Raw genomic sequence first — 17,770 nt, 5'->3', positions numbered from 1 at the left:
GGCGGTGAGCCTAGTCCGGTGACCCCATGCCGAAGGCCCCGCCCGTCACAACGACGGGCGGGGCCTTCGCAGGCGTACGACCACCGGCTACTTGAGCAGTGCCGGGATCGTCTCCTCGTGAGCGACGCGCAGCTCCTCCAGGGACAGCTCGAACTCGCCCTGGAGCTCGACCGAGTCGCCGTCCACGACACCGATGCGGGTGACGGGCAGGCCCCGGGCGCCGCACATGTCGTTGAAGCGGAGCTCCTCGGAGCGGGGGACGGCAACCACCGCGCGGCCGGCCGACTCCGAGAACAGCAGCGTGAACGCGTCCAGACCGTCCGGGACGATCAGGCGGGCGCCCTTGCCGCCGAGGAGCGCCGACTCCACGACGGCCTGGATCAGGCCGCCGTCGGACAGGTCGTGCGCGGAGTCGATCATGCCGTCCCGGGAGGCGGAGATCAGGATCTCGGCGAGCAGGCGCTCGCGCTCCAGGTCGACCTTGGGCGGCAGGCCACCGAGGTGGTCGTGGACGACCTGCGACCAGGCCGAGCCGCCGAACTCCTCGCGGGTGTCGCCGAGGAGGTACAGCAGCTGGCCCTCCTCCTGGAAGGCGACCGGGGTGCGACGGGCGACGTCGTCGATGACGCCCAGCACCGCGACCACGGGGGTCGGGTGGATGGCGGCCTCGCCCGTCTGGTTGTAGAGGGAGACATTGCCACCGGTCACCGGGGTGCCCAACTGCTGGCAGGCGTCGGCGAGTCCGCGGATGGCCTCCGCGAACTGCCACATGACGGCCGGGTCCTCGGGCGAGCCGAAGTTCAGGCAGTCGGAGACGGCGAGCGGCTTGGCACCGGTCGTCGCCACGTTGCGGTAGGCCTCCGAGAGCGCCAACTGGGCGCCCGCGTACGGGTCGAGCTTCGCGTAACGGCCGTTGCCGTCGGTCGCGATGGCGACGCCGAGGCCGGTCTCCTCGTCGATGCGGATCATGCCGGAGTCCTCCGGCTGGGCCAGCACCGTGTTGCCCTGCACGAAGTGGTCGTACTGCGAGGTGATCCACTTCTTGGAGGCCTGGTTGGGGGACGACACCAGCTTCAGGACCTGGTCCTTCAGCTCCTCGCTCGACGAGGGCCGCGGCAGCTTGCCCGCGTCGTCGGCCTGGAGCTCGTCCTGCCAGGACGGGCGGGCGTACGGCCGCTCGTAGACCGGGCCGTCGTGGGCCACGGTCCGCGGGTCGACGTCCACGATCTTGCCGCCGTGCCAGAAGATCTCCAGACGGTCGCCGTCGGTGACCTCACCGATCACGGTGGCGATGACGTCCCACTTGTCGCAGATCTCCAGGAACCGGTCGACCTTCTCCGGCTCCACGACCGCGCACATGCGTTCCTGCGACTCGCTCATGAGGATTTCCTCGGGAGACAGGGTCGAGTCGCGCAGGGGTACGTCGTCCAGGGTGACGCGCATGCCGCCGGAGCCGTTCGAGGCGAGCTCACTCGTCGCACACGACAGACCCGCCGCGCCCAGGTCCTGGATGCCGACGACCAGCTTCTCCTGGAAGGCCTCCAGGGTGCACTCGATGAGGAGCTTCTCCTGGAAGGGGTCGCCGACCTGGACCGCGGGGCGCTTGGAGGGCTTCGCGTCGTCGAAGGTCTCGGAGGCGAGGATTGACGCGCCGCCGATGCCGTCGCCGCCCGTACGGGCCCCGTACAGGATGACCTTGTTGCCCGCGCCGGACGCCTTCGCGAGGTGGATGTCCTCGTGCCGCATGACGCCGATGGCACCGGCGTTGACCAGCGGATTTCCCTGGTAGCAGGCGTCGAAGACGACCTCGCCGCCGATGTTGGGGAGCCCGAGGCAGTTGCCGTAACCGCCGATGCCGGCGACGACACCCGGGAGCACCCGCTTGGTGTCCGGGTGGTCGGCCGCACCGAAACGCAGCGGGTCCACGACCGCCACCGGCCGCGCACCCATCGCGATGATGTCGCGCACGATGCCGCCGACGCCGGTGGCCGCGCCCTGGTAGGGCTCGACGTACGACGGGTGGTTGTGCGACTCGACCTTGAAGGTGACGGCGTAACCCTGACCGACGTCGACGACACCGGCGTTCTCGCCGATACCGACGAGCAGCGCGTCGGACTGCGGGGCCTTCTCGCCGAACTGGCGCAGGTGCACCTTCGAGGACTTGTACGAGCAGTGCTCGGACCACATGACCGAGTACATGGCGAGCTCGGCGCCGGTCGGGCGGCGGCCGAGGATCTCCACCACCCGCTCGTACTCGTCCTTCTTCAGACCGAGTTCGGCCCAGGGCAGCTCGACGTCGGGGGTCGCGGCCGCGTGCTCGACCGTGTCCAGAGGCGTCCGGCTCATGCGTTGACCAGCTTCTTGAGGATCGAGGTGAAGAAGGGCAGACCGTCGGTGCGGCCGGTGCCGATGAGCGGCTCCACGGCGTGCTCGGGGTGCGGCATGAGGCCTACGACGTTCCCGGCCTCGTTGGTGATGCCGGCGATGTCGTTGAGCGAGCCGTTGGGGTTGAAGTCGAGGTAACGGAACGCGACCCGCCCCTCGGCCTCCAGCTTGTCCAGCGTGTACTGGTCGGCGACGTACCGGCCGTCCATGTTCTTCAGCGGGATGTGGATCTCCTGGCCGGCGTTGTAGTCGCTGGTCCAGGAGGTCTCCGCGTTCTCCACCCGCAGCTTCTGGTCGCGGCAGATGAAGTGCAGGTGGTCGTTGCCGAGCATCCCGCCCGGGAGCAGGTGGGCCTCGGTGAGGATCTGGAAGCCGTTGCAGATACCGAGGACCGGCAGTCCGGCCTTCGCCTGCTCGATGAGGGTCTCCATCACCGGCGAGAAGCGCGCGATGGCACCGGCGCGCAGATAGTCGCCGTAGGAGAACCCGCCGCATAGCACCACGGCGTCGACCTGGTGGAGGTCCTTGTCCTTGTGCCAGAGGGCGACCGGCTCGGCGCCCGCGAGGCGGATCGCGCGCTGGGTGTCCCGGTCGTCGAGGCTGCCGGGGAAAGTGACGACGCCAATACGAGCGGTCACTTCGCGGCCTCCGCGACTTCCTCCACCTTGACGGTGAAGTCCTCGATCACGGTGTTGGCGAGGAAGGATTCCGCAAGATCGTGGATGCGGGCGAGCGCGGCCTCGTCGACCGGTCCGTCAACTTCCAGTTCGAATCGCTTTCCCTGACGTACGTCGGAGATGCCTTCGAAACCCAGACGCGGCAGTGCGCGCTGCACCGCCTGGCCCTGGGGGTCGAGGATCTCCGGCTTGAGCATGACGTCGACTACGACGCGTGCCACTGGCACTCCCGGTGGTGTGGTGCTGAGCAGGTTCCTTCAGACTACCCGCACAAAATTTCTACGCGCGTTGAGTTGTAGGAATCTACGTGACGACCATCACTGAGCAGCACGGAGGCGGCTGTTCGCGAAAATTTCCGGGAAAGATCTCAGATCGACACCCGACAGCTATTGCGCTCGGACACGCGGAAGGATTTAGTCGAGCTTCACAATGCATTGTCGGGCACTGTACAAATGAATTGGCAACGTGCCGTACGAAGGGACCGATATTCGTGGCGCAGAAGGTCGTGGTCACTCTCTTTGACGACATCGACGGCTCGGAAGCGGCGGAAACGATCGCCTTCGGGCTCGACGGCAAGTCGTACGAGATCGACCTGAATCAATCCAATGCCAAGAAACTGCGTAAGGCGCTCGAGCCCTACGTGGAGGCCGGCCGCAAGCGGTCCAGGTCGGGCAAGGCGTACAAGCAGACCGAGGTCGCTCCCGACCCGGCTGCGGTCCGGGCCTGGGCCCAGGCCAACAAGATGGACGTGCCCGCGCGTGGGCGGATCCCCAAGAAGGTCTACGAGGCGTTCGCCGAGGCCCAGTAGGGCGGTCGACGCCGGGTCACCCGCCCCTCGGGACAACCGACTTGCGTTGCACCCCACCTGGTCAGCTAGAGTCTGGAGCACGCCGAGGGGCGAGGCCGAAAAGGCCCAGCTCACGGAGTACATGCGGGTGTAGTTCAGTAGTAGAACATCCCCCTTCCAGGGGGAAGGCGCAGTGTGCAATTCCTGTCACCCGCTCTGCACCGCCGGTCCGATCACGCTTGTCGATCAGGTAGGCTGGTGCTCGCGCCGATCGGTGAGAGCCGGTCGGAGGCAATGCGGACGTAGCTCAGTTGGTAGAGCGCAACCTTGCCAAGGTTGAGGTCGCGAGTTCGAGCCTCGTCGTCCGCTCTTGATGAAGACCCCGGTCCACTGGACCGGGGTTTTTTCTTGCCCCTTCTCCGTCTGACATTTGTCACACGGAGTCGTGACAGCGCGCACTGCTGTCGCGTCCGGTCCGCCGGGACGCTGGTGTCATGAACACCGACGAACACGAACACGTGATTGAGGTCACCGACCTGCGGCGTGTGTACGGGGGCGGGTTCGAGGCCGTGCGCGGGATCAGCTTTTCCGTGCGGCACGGAGAGGTCTTCGCCCTGCTCGGCACCAACGGCGCCGGCAAGACGTCCACCGTCGAACTCCTTGAGGGGCTCGCCCGGCCGACCGACGGCCGGATCCGCGTCCTCGGACACGATCCGTACGCCGAGCGGGCCGCCGTACGCCCCCGGACCGGGGTGATGCTCCAGGAGGGCGGGTTCCCGTCCGAGCTGACCGTCGGCGAGACCGCGCGGATGTGGGCCGGCTGCGTCAGCGGGGCCCGGCCGCCGCTGGAGGTGCTGGAACTGGTCGGGCTCGCCCGGCGGACCGGCGTACGGGTCAAGCAGTTGTCCGGCGGTGAGCGGCGCCGGCTCGACCTGGCGCTCGCGCTGCTCGGCGACCCCGAGGTGCTGTTTCTCGACGAGCCGACGACCGGGCTCGACGCCGAAGGGCGCCGGGACACCTGGGAGTTGGTGCGGGCGCTGCGGGACCGTGGCACGACCGTGCTGCTCACCACGCACTACCTGGAGGAGGCCGAGGATCTCGCCGACCGGCTGGCGATCCTGCACGAGGGGCGGATCGCGACCACGGGGACACCGGCCGAGGTGACCGCCGCCCAGCCGTCACGGATCTCGTTCGAGCTTCCGCAGGGGTACTTCGTGGGGGATCTGCCCCCGCTCGGGGAGCTGGGGGTGTGCGGGCACGAGGTCGACGGGAGCGTCGTACGGCTGCGGACGCGGGAGCTGCAGCGGACGGCCACCGGACTGCTGGTGTGGGCCGGGCGGGCCGGGGTCGAGCTGCGGCGGCTCGATGTGCGGTCGGCCTCGCTGGAGGAGGCGTTCCTGGGGATCGCGGCGCGCGAGGAGGTCGCCGTATGAGCACGGTCACCACTCCCGCGGGCAGGCTGGGCGCCCTCGCCCGGGCCGAGTTCACGCTGCTCGGGCGTAGCAAGGCCACGCTCGTCGCGGCGGTGCTGGTGCCGCTCGCGCTGCCGTTCAGCCTGCGGACCGTCGTGGACGACATGGACGTCGAGGACGCCGGGCTCAGTGTCGGACTCGTACTGCTGCCGGCCGCGGTCGGATTCGCCCTGTTGTTCGGGGTGTACAGCGCCCTCGTCGGGATCTACGCCTCCCGGCGCGAGGAACTGGTGCTGAAGCGGCTGCGCACCGGGGAGCCGCGGGACGTCGAGATCCTCGTCGGGACCGCGCTGCCGATCGGCGCGACCGGCCTCACGCAGTCCCTGGTGCTGGTCGCCGCGAGCACGGCCCTGCTCGACGTGCCCGCGCCGCACGCGCCCCATCTCGCGGCCCTCGGGCTGCTCCTGGGGCTGGTGATGTGCGCGGCGCTCGCGGCCGTCACGGCGGCCCTGACCCGGACCGTGGAGAGCGCGCAGGTCACCACGCTGCCGTTCGTGATGATCTCGATGATCCTCTCGGGCGTCGCCGTACCCCTGGAGCTGCTGCCCGACCGGCTCGCGTCGGTGTGCGAGCTGCTGCCGCTGTCGCCCGTGATCACCCTGATCCGCGGTGGCTGGGCGGGCACGCTCTCGGCGTACGAGGCGCTGGGCGTCCTCGGGACCGCGGTGGCCTGGACCGTGCTCGCGGTGTTTGCTGTGGGACGGTGGTTCCGGTGGGAACCGAGGCGCTGACGTACGGGGAGAGCATGCGCGAGCCGGGGGGCTGGTGGCGGCGGAAGAGCACGCCGGCGAAGGTGGAGACGTATACGCGGTGGTCGTTCCACTTCTTCGCGGTGACCGAGGTCGCCGCGGTCGGGCTGCCGCTGTTCGGTGCGATGCCGGGCTGGCTGACCGCCTTGCTGCTGGTGATGCTGGTCGGGCACGCGGGGACCTGTGCCGTAGTGGCGTCCCGGGCGTTGGACTGGACGCGCGGCAGCCGCGAGCAGCCCGTCCACATGCTGTGGACACTCGGCGTGGTCACCGCCGCGGTCGCCACGGCGGCCATCACGGTCACGGAACACGGGCCGGGCGGGGAGGACGTCGACACCGCGGCCGGTGGGATTTTCGCGGTCGTGCTGATCTTCGGCGCCGGAGTGATCGCGCTGGGGGTGCGGGACCGGAAACGGGTCTTCGCCCTCGTCGCGGGGTTCGCCGCGGGCGCGGGGGGCATCGCCTTCCCGCTGGGGCTGCCCGGTCCGGCGACCCTGGCCACGATGGTGGCCGTGCTGCTCGGTGCCGGGTTTCTCGCCTTCACCTCCGTCTTCTCGGTGTGGCTGCTCACCGCCGTCTACGAGCTCGACGAGGCCCGCGAGACCCGCGCCCGGCTCGCCGTCGCCGAGGAACGGCTGCGGTTCGGGCGGGACCTGCACGACGTGATGGGACGGAACCTCGCCGTGATCGCGCTGAAGAGCGAGCTGGCGGTGCAGCTGGCGCGGCGCGGGCGGGAGGAGGCCGTGGACCAGATGACCGAGGTGCAGCGGATCGCGCACGAGACACAACGCGAGGTGCGGGATGTCGTACGGGGATACCGGGAGGCTGACCTGGGGGCCGAACTCGCGGGAGCGCAAGGGGTGTTGACTGCCGCCGGCATCGACTGCGAGGTCACCGGGGAGCCGGCCGGGCTGCCCGCCGAGGTGCAGTCGGCGCTCGGCTGGGTGGTGCGGGAGGCCACGACGAACGTCCTGCGGCACGGGGATGCCAAGCGGTGCGTGGTGGCTCTGCGAGGAGAGGGGGAGCGGGTGGTGCTGATTGTGGAGAACGACGGGGTGTCGGGGGCGTCGGGGAGCGGTGGGTCCAACGGTGGGGTGTCGGGGTTGCCGGGCGGCGGCGGGTCCAACGGTGGGGTGTCGGGGTTGCCGGGCGGCGGCGGGTACATCGGCGGGGTGTCGGGGTTGCCGGGCGGCGGGTCCGGGCTCGCCGGACTGCGGGAGCGGCTCGCGGCGGTGGCCGGGACGCTGGAGGCGGGGCCGGTGAGCGGGGGTGTGTTTCGGGTGGTGGCTCGGGTGCCGGTGGTGGCGGAGGGGGTCTCGTGAGGGTGGGTGTGGTGGTGGCGGAGGGTGGCTTCGTGTCCGTGGGTGGGGTGGTGGGGAAGGGTGGCTTCTCGCCGGTGGGTGTGGTGACGGTGGAGAGCGGCTTGGTGCCCGCGGGTGTGGTGACGGCGGAGGGCGGCTTCTCTCCCCTGAGCGCAGTGACGGCGGAGAGCGGCCTGGTGCCCGCGGGTGTGGTGACGGCGGAGAGCAGCTTCTCTCCCCTGAGCGCAGTGACGGCGGAGAGCCGCTTCGTGCCCGCCGGCATCGTGACGGCGGAGAGCAGCTTCTCGCCCCTGGGCTCAGTGACGGCGGAGAGCCGCTTCGTGCCCGCGGGGTGGGTGGTTTCGTGAGTGTGCGGGTGCTGCTTGCCGATGACGAGCATCTGATCCGGGGGGCGCTCGCCGCGCTGCTCTCCCTGGAGGACGACCTGGCGATCGTCGCGGAGGCGGCGACCGGTCCCGAGGCGCTGGCCATGGCGAGGGCGCACGCGCCCGACGTCGCCGTACTCGATCTGCAGATGCCCGGTGCGGACGGTGTGAGGGTCGCCACATCCCTGCGGTCCGAACTGCCCTCGTGCAAGGTGCTGATCGTCACCAGCCATGGTCGGCCGGGGCATCTGAAGCGGGCCCTGGCGGCCGGTGTGCGGGGGTTCGTCCCGAAGACCGTCAGCGCGCAGCGACTCGCGGAGATCATCCGCACGGTGCATGCGGGAAACCGTTACGTCGACCCCGAGTTGGCCGCCGACGCGATCTCCGCCGGGGACTCGCCGCTGACCGCCCGCGAGGCCGAGGTACTGGAACTCGCCGCCGACGGGGCACCCGTCGCGGAGATCGCCGAACGGGCCGCGCTGTCGCAGGGAACCGTACGGAACTACCTGTCCTCGGCCGTCTCCAAACTCGGGGCGGAGAACCGTCACGCGGCCGTGCGGCTCGCGCGCGAGCGAGGTTGGGTATAGTGGTTGTCGCGCCACGGCGCATGCGAACGTAGCTCAGTTGGTAGAGCGCAACCTTGCCAAGGTTGAGGTCGCGAGTTCGAACCTCGTCGTTCGCTCTGTTTCGGCAAAGGCCCCCGGTTCCCACCGGGGGCCTTTCGCGTTACGACCAGCTCGTGCCCGTCAGACGCTCGAACGCCTCGATGTACTTGGCGCGGGTGCGGTCCACGACCTCCTGCGGCAGCGGCGGCGGGGGCTGCTCGCTCTTGCGGTCCCAGCCGGACTCCGCCGAGGTCAGCCAGTCGCGCACGAACTGCTTGTCGTACGACGGCTGCGCGTGCCCCGGCTCCCACTGGTCGGCCGGCCAGAAGCGGGAGGAGTCCGGGGTGAGGACCTCGTCCGCGACGACGAGGGTCTCCCCGTCGAAGCCGAACTCGAACTTGGTGTCCGCGAGGATGATCCCGCGTTCCCGGGCGATGTCCCGGCCCCGCGAGTACACCGCGAGGGTCGCCTGGCGCAGCTGGGCCGCGGTGTCGGCGCCGACCTGGCGGGCGACCTCCTCGTAGGAGACGTTCTCGTCGTGCTCCCCGACGGCGGCCTTGGTGGCCGGGGTGAAGATCGGGGCGGGGAGCTCGCTGCCGTCGGTGAGGCCCTCGGGGAGTGCGAGGCCGCAGACCGTGCGGGACTCGTTGTACTCCAGCAGGCCGGAGCCGGTGAGGTAGCCGCGGGCGACCGCCTCCACCGGGACCATCTGGAGCGACTTGCAGACCAGGGTGCGCCCGGCCCATTCGGCGGGGGCGCCCTCCGGCAGGTCCGTGCTCAGGACGTGGTTCGGCAGCAGGTCGGCGATCTGGTCGAACCACCACAGCGACAGCTGGGTGAGGACGCGGCCCTTGTCGGGGATCTCGGTCGGCAGCACCCAGTCGAAGGCGGAGATACGGTCACTGGCGACCATCACGAGGTCGCCCGCCTCGTTCTGGTACAGCTCGCGCACCTTGCCGGTGTGGAGGTGTACCAGGCCCGGCACCTGGATCGGCTCGGGCTTTTCTACGAATCCGGACACGGTTCCTCCCCGTGGTTATTTCCAACGGGTCGATTGTCCCGTATGGGGGGCTGACCTTGGACTTGGGGTGTGCTGCGGGTGTGGTGCGGGTGTGGTGCGTGAGCTCAGTCACGCTTGCAGATGCGGTCCAGGAGGTTGGCGGTGGCGCGCTGGACGCGGGGGTCGACATGGCCCGGGCGGTCCAGCGCCGGGGACCAGGCGAAGGTGCCGGAAGCGAAGACCAGGGCGCCGGAGGGGGCGCGGTAGAGGGACGTCTCCTGGTGGCGGAGGGTGCCCTCGCTGTCGGCGTACGGCGAGTGGGCGAGCAGGATGCGGTCGTCGTGCTCGGGGAGCGGGGTGCGGGGGAAGTAACGGTCGGCCTCGCCCGCGACCAGGCCGGCGATCTCGTCGCCCTCGTGCGCCCCGGTCGCGTCCCACAGCCAGTGCTCGGCGTTGCGGACGATCAGGGGGTGCGGCTCGGGGACCCGTCCCGCGTACTGGATGCCGACCAACTGCTGCTCGGGGCGGTCGACTTCGCGCCAGAGCACCGGCCTGCCCGGGCCCCGGCGTTTACGGCAGGTCAGCAGGCGGTCGGGGACGCCGGAGGGCGAGGGGCCCAACTCGACCTGCCAGTACATGGTGTTGGCGGACAGGAAGACCAGCGAGGTGCCGCTGTCCCTGGCCCGCTCGACCGTGCGGCGCATGGCCGTCGACCAGTACTCGTCGTGGCCGGGGAAGACCAGGCCGCGGTAGCGGGCGGGGTCGAGGTGGCCGGCGTGCAGGTCGCGGGCGTCGGCGTAGGCGAGGTCGTAGCCGTAGCGCTCGGCGAAGCGGATGAAGTCGTAGGCGTGGCCCACGTGCATGGGCAGGCCCGCGCCCGCGTACGGCCGGTCGAAGGAGACCGTGGTCGCGGCGTCGGCCTCGCCGAGAAGCCGTCCGCTCTCGTCCCAGGCGTGGTAGAGGCTGGCGCCGGTGCGGCCGTCCTCCGGGTAGAGGTTGTACGCCTGCCAGGTCACGTCGGGCAGCAGGAGCAGTAAGTCCGCGGGGTGGTTGTCCCGGACCGTGAAGGGGATGTGGGAGCGGTAGCCGTCGGCGGTGGTGAGGACGGCGACGTATGCCCCGATGCTCCAGTACGACGGGATCTGCAACCGCCAGGACAGCCACCAGTGGTGACAGGAGACCGTGCGGTCCGCGGTCAGCGGCGGGGGCTGGACGATGCCGGAGAGGCGGGGGCTGGTGGTGATCTTCGCTGCGCCGTCGCCGCCGTAGTGGCCGATGCGGTAGATGTCGACGGCGAACTCCTGCGGCGGGTCGACGGTGATGTGGAAGTCGACGGCCTCGCCGGGGGCGACCGCGCCGGTCGAGGTGAAGCCCTTGATCTGGCGGCGCACGTCGTCGGCGGAACGGGGGCCGCCGCCTGTGGGGGCGGTGCGGGGGGCCGGGACGCGGGGCGTGTTCGTGTTCGGGGTGTGCGCCGGGTCCGTCTCGACGTACCAGGGGACCACCTGGCCGGTGTCGTCGAAGTACGTCTCACTGCCGCGCAGCCAGGGGACGGGGCCCTGGCCGAAGGGGTCCGTCACGGCGTGCGCGAGTGCTCCCGACTCCCAGCGGCGGATGTGCTCCGGTCCTGGTGCCATGGGTCGCTCCCCTCCCTCGTGCCCCCGTCGTCCGTCCTGCGCGGTGCTTTGTGCAGGTGCCTGTGTGCAGGTGCCTGTGTGCAGGTGCCTTCTGTGCAGGTGGTGCGCTGTCGTGCGCGTGTCCTATGGCGCGCGACCTTGCCATGTGCGCGATCGGTCCCAGCACATCACATTACGCACTCATGCTGTCACTGTTCGTTGCGAATTGACCGAAAGTGGAATGAGGTGCTCCGGCTCGGTCAGACGAGTCGGACCGGCTTCTCTGGACGTATCCCCGACTTGACCAGCCAGGCGCGCAGGGGGGCCGGGTCGCCGTCCTCGACGAGGGCGAGGACACGGGGAGCGAGGTCCGCGGCGCGTTCACCATTGACGAGCAGGGAGGGGCCGTCGAGCCAGTCCAGACCCGGGGCGGCGCCGGCGGTGTCGATCGCGGCGCAGCAGACCATCGCGGTGACGTGGTCGGTGAGGAGCTCGCGGGCGCTGCGGGGTGGCTGGAGCGGGAAGAGGGGGAGCGCGGTGTCGTCCCAGAGGGTGGTGTCCGGGGTGGTGCGGGACTGGGGGGCGGCGGCTTCCTCACGGGCGAGCTCGGCGGTGAGGGCTGCGGCGAGGGTCTCGGCTTCGCCTTCGGCCTTTGCGGTCCCACCCGCACCAGCCATGCCACTTTCGTCGTCGGGAGCGGGGGCCCCCTGTGGGCCGGTCTCGCCATGGGCGGCCGCGGGTTCGTTCGACGGGGGCGGTTCGTGCTGCGTGGTGTCTCGGCCGTCTGGCGAGACCGGTTCGGGCTGCGCGGTCTCCGGGCCGTCCACCGAGGCCCGTTCGGGCTGCGCGGTCTCCCGGCCGTCCACCGAGGCCCGTTCGGGCTTCACGGTCTCCCGGCCGTCCACCGAGGCCCGTTCGGGCTGCGCGGTCTCCGGGCCGTCCACCGAGGCCCGTTCGGGCTTCACGGTCTCCCGGCCGTCCACCGAGGCCCGTTCGGGCTTCACGGTCTCCCGGCCGTCCACCGAGGCCCGTTCGGAGTGCCTTGTCTCTCGGCTGTCCGCCGCGGCCGGGGTGGGCTTCGCGGGAGTGGGACTGGGGGGAGGAGATACGACGTCGTCGGCCGTGGGCTCGTGCGGTGGGGTCGGCTTGTGCTCGGTAAGCAGCCCGTCGTGGGGTGGGGTCGGCTCGTGATCGGTAGGCAGCACCTCGTGCGGCTGGGCCAGTTCGTCCTCAGTAGGCAGCCCCTCGTGCGGCGGGGCCAGTTCGTGCTCAGTAGGCAGCCCCTCGTGCGGTGAAGCCGGTGCGGTGGCGTGGGAGTGCGTGGGTGTCGGGGGCGTGGGCTGGGGGGTCGAGAGGTGGGCCAGGACTCGGGAGAGGGTGGGGCCGTGGGATTCCGGGGGTGTGGAGCCCGGGGTGCGGCTCACGCCCTGGGCGTCGAGGACTCGGTGCAGGCGGGCCGCGTCCAGGCGCCACTTACGGTCCACGACCTCCTCCGGGTACTCCTGCCAGTCCACGGGGGCCCAGTCGGGACCGGTCTCCGCGGGGCCGCCGTGGAAGAGGCGGGCGGCAAGCAGCGAGGCGGCCTCGTCCATCGCGCCCGGCTCTTCGAGCAGGTCACAGGCGGGGCGCTCTCCCAGACGGGAGGCGAAACCCTCGGCCAGCCGGTCGCGGCGGGACAGCTCGGTGAGGGCGGCCACCACACCCGCGTCCAGCCGGGACGGCCAGCGGCCCATCCGCCAGGCGGGCAGCGCGACCCGGGTCAGCAGGCGGTCCCAGCCCGCGTACGCCAGTCCCACCTGTTCCTGGGCGACGATCCTGAGGCCGTAGTCCACAGCCTGTGCACGCTCGGCGGCCGCGGCGGCGACCCCACGCTCCATCTGGGCCGCGTGCTCCCGGCAGCTGCGCAGGAGGAGACGGGCCACCCAGGCGACACCGGTGCAGAGCGGGCGGGTGAGCGGACAGCGGCGGGCAGTGGAGCCGACGGCCACCGCCGCGTCCAGTCCCCGCACGAAACGGCGGGCCGCCGCTATGTCGGGGTGTGCCGACGGTCCCGTACCGGCGACGACCGGGGCGAGGACCGCGCGCAGTTCGCCGACGCGCATCCACCACAGGAACGGTGAGCCGATGACCAGCACCGGTGCTGCGGGGACCCGGCGGTGGGAACCGCGGACGCCCGCGATCTCGTCCTCCCGGCCCTCCTGCGGGGGCGGTCCGTGAGCGGGGTGGGTGCGGTCCTCCAGCCAGCTGTCGCAGTCCGGGGTGAGCGCTATCGCGGAGGGGGCCGGGACGTCCAGGCGGTCGGCGAGGTCGCGCACCATGCGGTACAGGTCGGGCGCGGACTCCTCGGCGATCGCGACCGTCGGGCTGACGGCCGGACGGGCTCGGGCGACGACCAGGGCGACGACCCCGGCGGCGAGCAGCACGAGCGCGCCGAGCACGGTCATGACCAGGCGGGCGGTGTCCCAGAACCCGCCCACGAGATGGCCGGTGGAATCCCCGGCGAGCAGCACCACGGCGACGGCCGCGGGCAGCAGCGCCACGGCCAGCGCGCGGCTGCGGATGCGCAGCACGGCGAGGGCCCGGGAACGCGCTGCCTGCGCGCCTGCCTCCACACCCATACCGGTCACGATCGGACCTCACCCCCTCCCTGCCGTCCGGAACGCCCAGCTCTCCTGGTGTTGCTCACTCCCCCACTGTGGCATCCGCCACTGACATCGCAATGCCGGTGGGCCAAGTGCCGGACCGCTTGCGCCGCACCCTAGTTGGGCCCTGGGCCCCCGTCAGCCGTACGGGGTCCCGGTCACTCGATGGAATGGCTTTGGGGAAAGGTGGATGACGGACAGCAAGGATCAGGCCCCGAATCCTTAGACGGATCCGGGGCCTGCAGGGTTCATACGGTCCTGCGGTTTTCGCCTGGCTCCTCATGCTCGACGCTCAGGCCGTGCTCCTCAGGATTCGGCCGCCGCCTTGGCCGCGATGTCCGACCGGTGCTGGGAACCTTCGAGGCGGATACGGCCCACCGCCCGGTACGCGCGCTCGCGGGCTTCGGTGAGGTCCTTGCCGGACGCGGTGACCGACAGGACCCGGCCGCCGGCGCTGACGACCGCGTCGCCGTCCCGCTTGGTACCGGCGTGCAGGACGTACGCGTGCGGGGCGTCCTCGGCGGCCACCTCGTCGAGGCCGGTGATCGGGTCGCCGGTACGCGGGGCGCCGGGGTAGTTGTGCGAGGCGACGACCACGGTGACGGCGGCGTCCTCACTCCAGCGCAGGGGGGCCAGATCGCCGAGGTTGCTGGTGGCGGCCGCGAGCAGGATGCCGGCCAGCGGGGTCTTGAGGCGGGCCAGGACGACCTGGGTCTCCGGGTCGCCGAAGCGGGCGTTGAACTCGATCACCCGTACGCCCCTGCTGGTGATCGCGAGACCGGCGTACAACAGACCGGAGAACGGGGTGCCGCGGCGGCGCATCTCGTCGACGGTCGGCTGCAGGACCGTCTGGAGGACCTCGTCGACCAGCTTCGGGTCGGCCCAGGGCAGCGGGGAGTACGCGCCCATGCCGCCGGTGTTCGGGCCCTCGTCGCCGTCGAGCGCGCGCTTGAAGTCCTGGGCGGGCTGCAGGGGCAGGACCGTGTCGCCGTCGGTGATGGCGAAGAGGGAGACCTCGGGGCCGTCGAGGAACTCCTCGATGACGACCCGGTCGCAGGCGTTCGCGTGCGCCGCCGCCGCCTCGATGTCGCTGGTGACGACCACACCCTTGCCCGCGGCGAGCCCGTCGTCCTTGACGACGTACGGGGCGCCGAAGGCGTCGAGGGCCTCGGCGACCTCCTCGGGAGTCGTACAGACGTACGAGCGGGCGGTCGGGACCCCGGCCGCGGCCATGACGTCCTTGGCGAAGGCCTTCGAGCCCTCGAGCTGCGCGGCCTCCCCGGACGGGCCGAAGACCGGGATGCCCGCCTCGCGCACGGCGTCGGCGACGCCCGCGACGAGCGGGGCCTCCGGGCCTACGACGACCAGGTCGGCGCCGAGTCGCTGCGCGAGCGCGGTCACCGCGTCGCCGTCGAGGGCGTCGACCGGGTGCAGCTCGGCGACCTCGGCGATGCCGGCGTTGCCGGGAGCGCAGTGCAATGCGCTCACGTCGGGGTCGAGGGACAGGGAGCGGCACAGGGCGTGTTCGCGGGCGCCGTTACCGATGACGAGGACCTTCACGGGGGTCAGCCTAACGGGGTTTTTGTGGGGGGTTCCTAAGGGGTGGGCGGAGCCGCGTCGTAGCTTCCTCCAAGGTGAGGGCTCCTGCGCTCCCTTTCCCTGTTCGTTTCCCCTATTCGTTCGTGAACTCCTCGACCACCGTCGCCCCGAGCTCTTTCACGATCAGTTCGTAGCCCGAGAGGGCCGACTCGTTGAGGTCGGGGTCGTCGTCCTCGGGGATGTCGTCCTCGATGGAGACCGGCGGGGGCTCGGGTGCGGAGGGCTGGGGGGCGGGGGGCGGTGTGGGGGCCGGGGCGGTCTGTGTGGGCGTGGGTGTTGAGCGGGTTGGGGTGGGTGTCGGCTGCGGGGGCTGGGGGGCGGGGGTGCCGTAGCCGCCGGGGGTGCCGGGGGCGGGGGTGCCGTAGCCGCCCGGGGTGGGGGTGCCGGGGGTGCCGCCTCCGCCGTAGCCGCCGTTGTTGAAGCCGCCGGGAGCCGGGGGCGCTCCGCCGCCGCCCGACGGGTCGACTACCGCCTCGAACTTCCACTGGACGTTGAACTGCTCGGTGAGCGCCTGCCGCAGTACCTCCTCGCTGCCGCTGCTCGCGAAGTTGTCACGGGCACCGGCGTTGACGAAGCCGAGCTGGAGCGTGGTGCCGTCGAAGCCGGCCACGTGGGCGTTCTGGCTGAGCAGGATCCAGGTGAAGCGGCGACGGTTCTTGACCGCTTCCAGGATGTTCGGCCAGAGCTGGCGCGGGTCGAGGCCGCCGACCGGGGGAGCGTAGGCGGCCTGGCCGGGTGCGGAGGCCGGGGAGGTGGGCTGGGCCGGGGCCGAGGTGGCCGGAGGTCGGTGGGCCGCGGGCGCCTGGGGCTGACCGCCGCCTGCGGGCGCCGCGGTGGGCCAGCCGCCGGGGCGTCGGCCGCCGCCGACGGGAGCGGCGGTGGGCCAGCCACCGGGGGCCTGGCCGGACGACGGTTGAGGGGGCTGGTCGGAGGGGGTGGCCGGAGAAGCAGCGGGCGGGCTTTCAGAGGCACCGCGCGCAGGACCGGCAGGTGCCGGGCCCTGGGGTGGGGTGGGGGCCAGGTTCGGGTCGACGGGCGTGGCCGGACCGGCGGGCGGCGCCGAGTCGGCCGTAGCACCGGGGTATCCGCCCGGGGCACCTGCGCCGCCGGGAGAACCACCCGGAATACCGCCGCCGTGCCCTCCTCCACTGGGCGTGCCCGTGCCCGCTGCCCGGACCGCCGCCCGGGCAGCGGCCGGACCGCCGCCGGGCGGGACCGGAGCGACGGGGGCCGGTGGTGGGACGGAGCCCAGCGGGGCACCCGGGGCCGCACCCCCGTGGGCCTCCGGACCGGGGACGTACCCCATCGCGGGGGCGCCGCCGCCGGCCGAGAAGTTGACGCCACGCTCGATGCGGTCGAGGCGGGCCATCACCGAGCGTTCGTCCCCGTAGGCCGCGGGAAGCAGCACGCGCGCGCAGATGAGTTCCAGCTGGAGGCGGGGCGAGGTGGCGCCGCGCATCTCGGTCAGGCCCTCGTTGACGAGGTCGGCGGCGCGGCTGAGCTCGGCGGCGCCGAAGGTGCCGGCCTGGGCCTGCATACGCTCGATGACGTCGGCGGGGGCGTCGATGAGCCCCTTCTCGGCGGCGTCGGGAACGGCGGCGAGGATGACCAGGTCCCGCAGCCGCTCCAGCAGGTCGGCGACGAACCGCCGCGGGTCGTTGCCGCCCTCGATGATCCGGTCGACGACCTCGAAGGCGGCAGCCCCGTCACCCGTCGCGAAGGCCTCGACGACGGAGTCGAGGAGGGAGCCGTCGGTGTACCCGAGGAGGGAGGTGGCCATGGCATACGTCACTCCCTCCTCGCGCGCTCCGGCGAGCAGCTGGTCCATGACGGACATGGAGTCACGGACCGACCCCTGACCGGCCCGCACGACGAGCGGAAGCACCCCGTCCTCGACGGGGATGTTCTCCTTGCCGCACACCTCGCCGAGGTACTCCCGCAGCGTGCCCGGCGGCACCAGCCGGAACGGATAGTGATGGGTCCGCGACCGGATCGTCCCGATGACCTTCTCGGGCTCGGTGGTGGCGAAGATGAACTTGAGGTGCTCCGGGGGCTCCTCGACGACTTTCAGCAGCGCGTTGAAACCGGCCGACGTGACCATGTGGGCCTCGTCGATGATGTAGATCTTGTAGCGGCTGCCGGCGGGCCCGAAGAAGGCCTTCTCGCGCAGGTCACGGGCGTCGTCCACACCACCGTGGGAGGCGGCGTCGATCTCGATGACGTCGATGGAACCCGGCCCGTTGCGGGCGAGGTCCTGGCAGGACTGGCACTCGCCGCAGGGGGTCGGTGTGGGCCCCTGCGCGCAGTTCAGACACCGGGCGAGGATGCGCGCGCTGGTCGTCTTGCCACACCCGCGCGGACCGCTGAACAGGTACGCGTGATTGACCCGGTTGTTCCGCAGCGCCTGCTGCAGCGGGTCGGTGACATGCTCCTGCCCGATGACCTCGGCGAACGACTCCGGGCGATAGCGGCGGTACAGCGCGAGAGACGACACGCATACGAGGTTATAGGCGCCCACTGACAACGCGGCCCGCGCATGCGCTCCGCCAAG

Annotated in this window: 14 protein-coding genes and 3 tRNA genes; 9 read left to right on the top strand and 8 right to left on the bottom strand. The window is 71.4% G+C overall.

The annotated features are described in order from the left end of the window. Nucleotides 1–87 precede the first annotated feature (87 nt). The 3 genes from purL to purS are packed head-to-tail and all read right to left on the bottom strand — an operon-like array spanning nucleotide 88 to nucleotide 3,283. Nucleotides 88–2,346, bottom strand: coding sequence for a phosphoribosylformylglycinamidine synthase subunit PurL (purL, locus tag AB0D34_RS04900; protein WP_362656463.1), 2,259 nt, complete (start codon nucleotides 2,344–2,346; stop codon nucleotides 88–90). Beyond that, nucleotides 2,343–3,023, bottom strand: coding sequence for a phosphoribosylformylglycinamidine synthase subunit PurQ (gene purQ / locus AB0D34_RS04895; protein WP_362656460.1), 681 nt, complete (start codon nucleotides 3,021–3,023; stop codon nucleotides 2,343–2,345). The genes purL and purQ overlap by 4 nt, the downstream gene beginning before the upstream one ends. Continuing rightward, nucleotides 3,020–3,283: a phosphoribosylformylglycinamidine synthase subunit PurS gene (gene purS, locus AB0D34_RS04890; RefSeq protein WP_015659417.1), complete on the bottom strand. Its 264-nt coding sequence runs from the start codon at nucleotides 3,281–3,283 to the stop codon at nucleotides 3,020–3,022. Before purS ends, purQ begins: the two co-directional genes overlap by 4 nt. Before the next feature lie 269 nt (nucleotides 3,284–3,552). Here purS and AB0D34_RS04885 point away from each other — a divergent pair, with 269 nt between their 5' ends. The 9 genes from AB0D34_RS04885 (at nucleotide 3,553) to AB0D34_RS04845 (ending at nucleotide 8,439) form a co-directional block, all read left to right on the top strand. Further along, the gene (locus AB0D34_RS04885) at nucleotides 3,553–3,870 is read left to right on the top strand and encodes an Lsr2 family protein (protein ID WP_123990244.1); all 318 of its coding nucleotides are present in this window, start codon (nucleotides 3,553–3,555) and stop codon (nucleotides 3,868–3,870) included. A gap of 123 nt (nucleotides 3,871–3,993) precedes the next feature. After that, nucleotides 3,994–4,065 (top strand) — tRNA-Gly (locus tag AB0D34_RS04880). An 80-nt stretch (nucleotides 4,066–4,145) separates the two neighbouring features. Further along, nucleotides 4,146–4,218: transfer RNA gene (locus AB0D34_RS04875), tRNA-Gly, on the top strand. A gap of 125 nt (nucleotides 4,219–4,343) precedes the next feature. Then, complete coding sequence (locus AB0D34_RS04870) at nucleotides 4,344–5,282, top strand: ABC transporter ATP-binding protein (protein WP_362656457.1); 939 nt, start codon at nucleotides 4,344–4,346, stop codon at nucleotides 5,280–5,282. Continuing rightward, on the top strand, nucleotides 5,279–6,052 hold the full coding sequence (locus AB0D34_RS04865; RefSeq protein ID WP_362656454.1) for an ABC transporter permease: 774 nt from the start codon (nucleotides 5,279–5,281) through the stop codon (nucleotides 6,050–6,052). Before AB0D34_RS04870 ends, AB0D34_RS04865 begins: the two co-directional genes overlap by 4 nt. A gap of 14 nt (nucleotides 6,053–6,066) precedes the next feature. Continuing rightward, on the top strand, nucleotides 6,067–7,392 hold the full coding sequence (locus AB0D34_RS04860; RefSeq protein ID WP_362656654.1) for a histidine kinase: 1,326 nt from the start codon (nucleotides 6,067–6,069) through the stop codon (nucleotides 7,390–7,392). After that, a complete protein-coding gene (locus AB0D34_RS04855; protein ID WP_362656451.1) occupies nucleotides 7,389–7,739 on the top strand; it encodes a hypothetical protein in 351 nt (116 codons plus the stop codon). The genes AB0D34_RS04860 and AB0D34_RS04855 overlap by 4 nt, the downstream gene beginning before the upstream one ends. After that, nucleotides 7,736–8,344, top strand: a complete 609-nt coding sequence (locus tag AB0D34_RS04850) for a response regulator transcription factor (RefSeq protein ID WP_362656448.1) — start codon at nucleotides 7,736–7,738, stop codon at nucleotides 8,342–8,344. The genes AB0D34_RS04855 and AB0D34_RS04850 overlap by 4 nt, the downstream gene beginning before the upstream one ends. A gap of 22 nt (nucleotides 8,345–8,366) precedes the next feature. Continuing rightward, nucleotides 8,367–8,439, top strand: a tRNA-Gly gene (locus AB0D34_RS04845). Nucleotides 8,440–8,483: 44 nt separating this feature from the next. On the opposite strand, the gene AB0D34_RS04840 is transcribed toward AB0D34_RS04845, so the two are convergent. From AB0D34_RS04840 to AB0D34_RS04820, 5 genes are all read right to left on the bottom strand, one after another. Next, on the bottom strand, nucleotides 8,484–9,383 hold the full coding sequence (locus AB0D34_RS04840; RefSeq protein WP_362656445.1) for a phosphoribosylaminoimidazolesuccinocarboxamide synthase: 900 nt from the start codon (nucleotides 9,381–9,383) through the stop codon (nucleotides 8,484–8,486). 104 nt (nucleotides 9,384–9,487) lie between these two features. After that, nucleotides 9,488–10,999, bottom strand: coding sequence for a N,N-dimethylformamidase beta subunit family domain-containing protein (locus AB0D34_RS04835; RefSeq protein WP_362656443.1), 1,512 nt, complete (start codon nucleotides 10,997–10,999; stop codon nucleotides 9,488–9,490). A gap of 239 nt (nucleotides 11,000–11,238) precedes the next feature. After that, on the bottom strand, nucleotides 11,239–13,605 hold the full coding sequence (locus AB0D34_RS04830) for a hypothetical protein (protein ID WP_362656440.1): 2,367 nt from the start codon (nucleotides 13,603–13,605) through the stop codon (nucleotides 11,239–11,241). Between the two features lie 321 nt (nucleotides 13,606–13,926). After that, a complete protein-coding gene (gene purD, locus AB0D34_RS04825; RefSeq protein WP_362656437.1) occupies nucleotides 13,927–15,180 on the bottom strand; it encodes a phosphoribosylamine--glycine ligase in 1,254 nt (417 codons plus the stop codon). A 112-nt stretch (nucleotides 15,181–15,292) separates the two neighbouring features. Beyond that, complete coding sequence (locus AB0D34_RS04820) at nucleotides 15,293–17,713, bottom strand: DNA polymerase III subunit gamma and tau (protein WP_362656434.1); 2,421 nt, start codon at nucleotides 17,711–17,713, stop codon at nucleotides 15,293–15,295. Between the last annotated feature and the right edge of the window lie 57 nt (nucleotides 17,714–17,770).

The organism is Streptomyces sp. NPDC048420 (assembly GCF_040651535.1).
Classification (GTDB): Bacteria; Actinomycetota; Actinomycetes; order Streptomycetales; family Streptomycetaceae; genus Streptomyces.
Note: the sequence above shows the minus strand (reverse complement) of the source record. Positions and strands in the feature narration are given on the sequence as shown.

Bases quoted from the DNA above. Each gene is read 5' to 3' on its own strand.
- purL (WP_362656463.1), bottom strand. From the start codon at position 2,346: ATGAGCCGGACGCCTCTGGACACGGTCGAGCACGCGGCCGCGACCCCC.
- AB0D34_RS04870 (WP_362656457.1), top strand. From the start codon at position 4,344: ATGAACACCGACGAACACGAACACGTGATTGAGGTCACCGACCTGCGG.
- AB0D34_RS04865 (WP_362656454.1), top strand. From the start codon at position 5,279: ATGAGCACGGTCACCACTCCCGCGGGCAGGCTGGGCGCCCTCGCCCGG.
- AB0D34_RS04860 (WP_362656654.1), top strand. From the start codon at position 6,067: ATGCGCGAGCCGGGGGGCTGGTGGCGGCGGAAGAGCACGCCGGCGAAG.
- AB0D34_RS04835 (WP_362656443.1), bottom strand. From the start codon at position 10,999: ATGGCACCAGGACCGGAGCACATCCGCCGCTGGGAGTCGGGAGCACTC.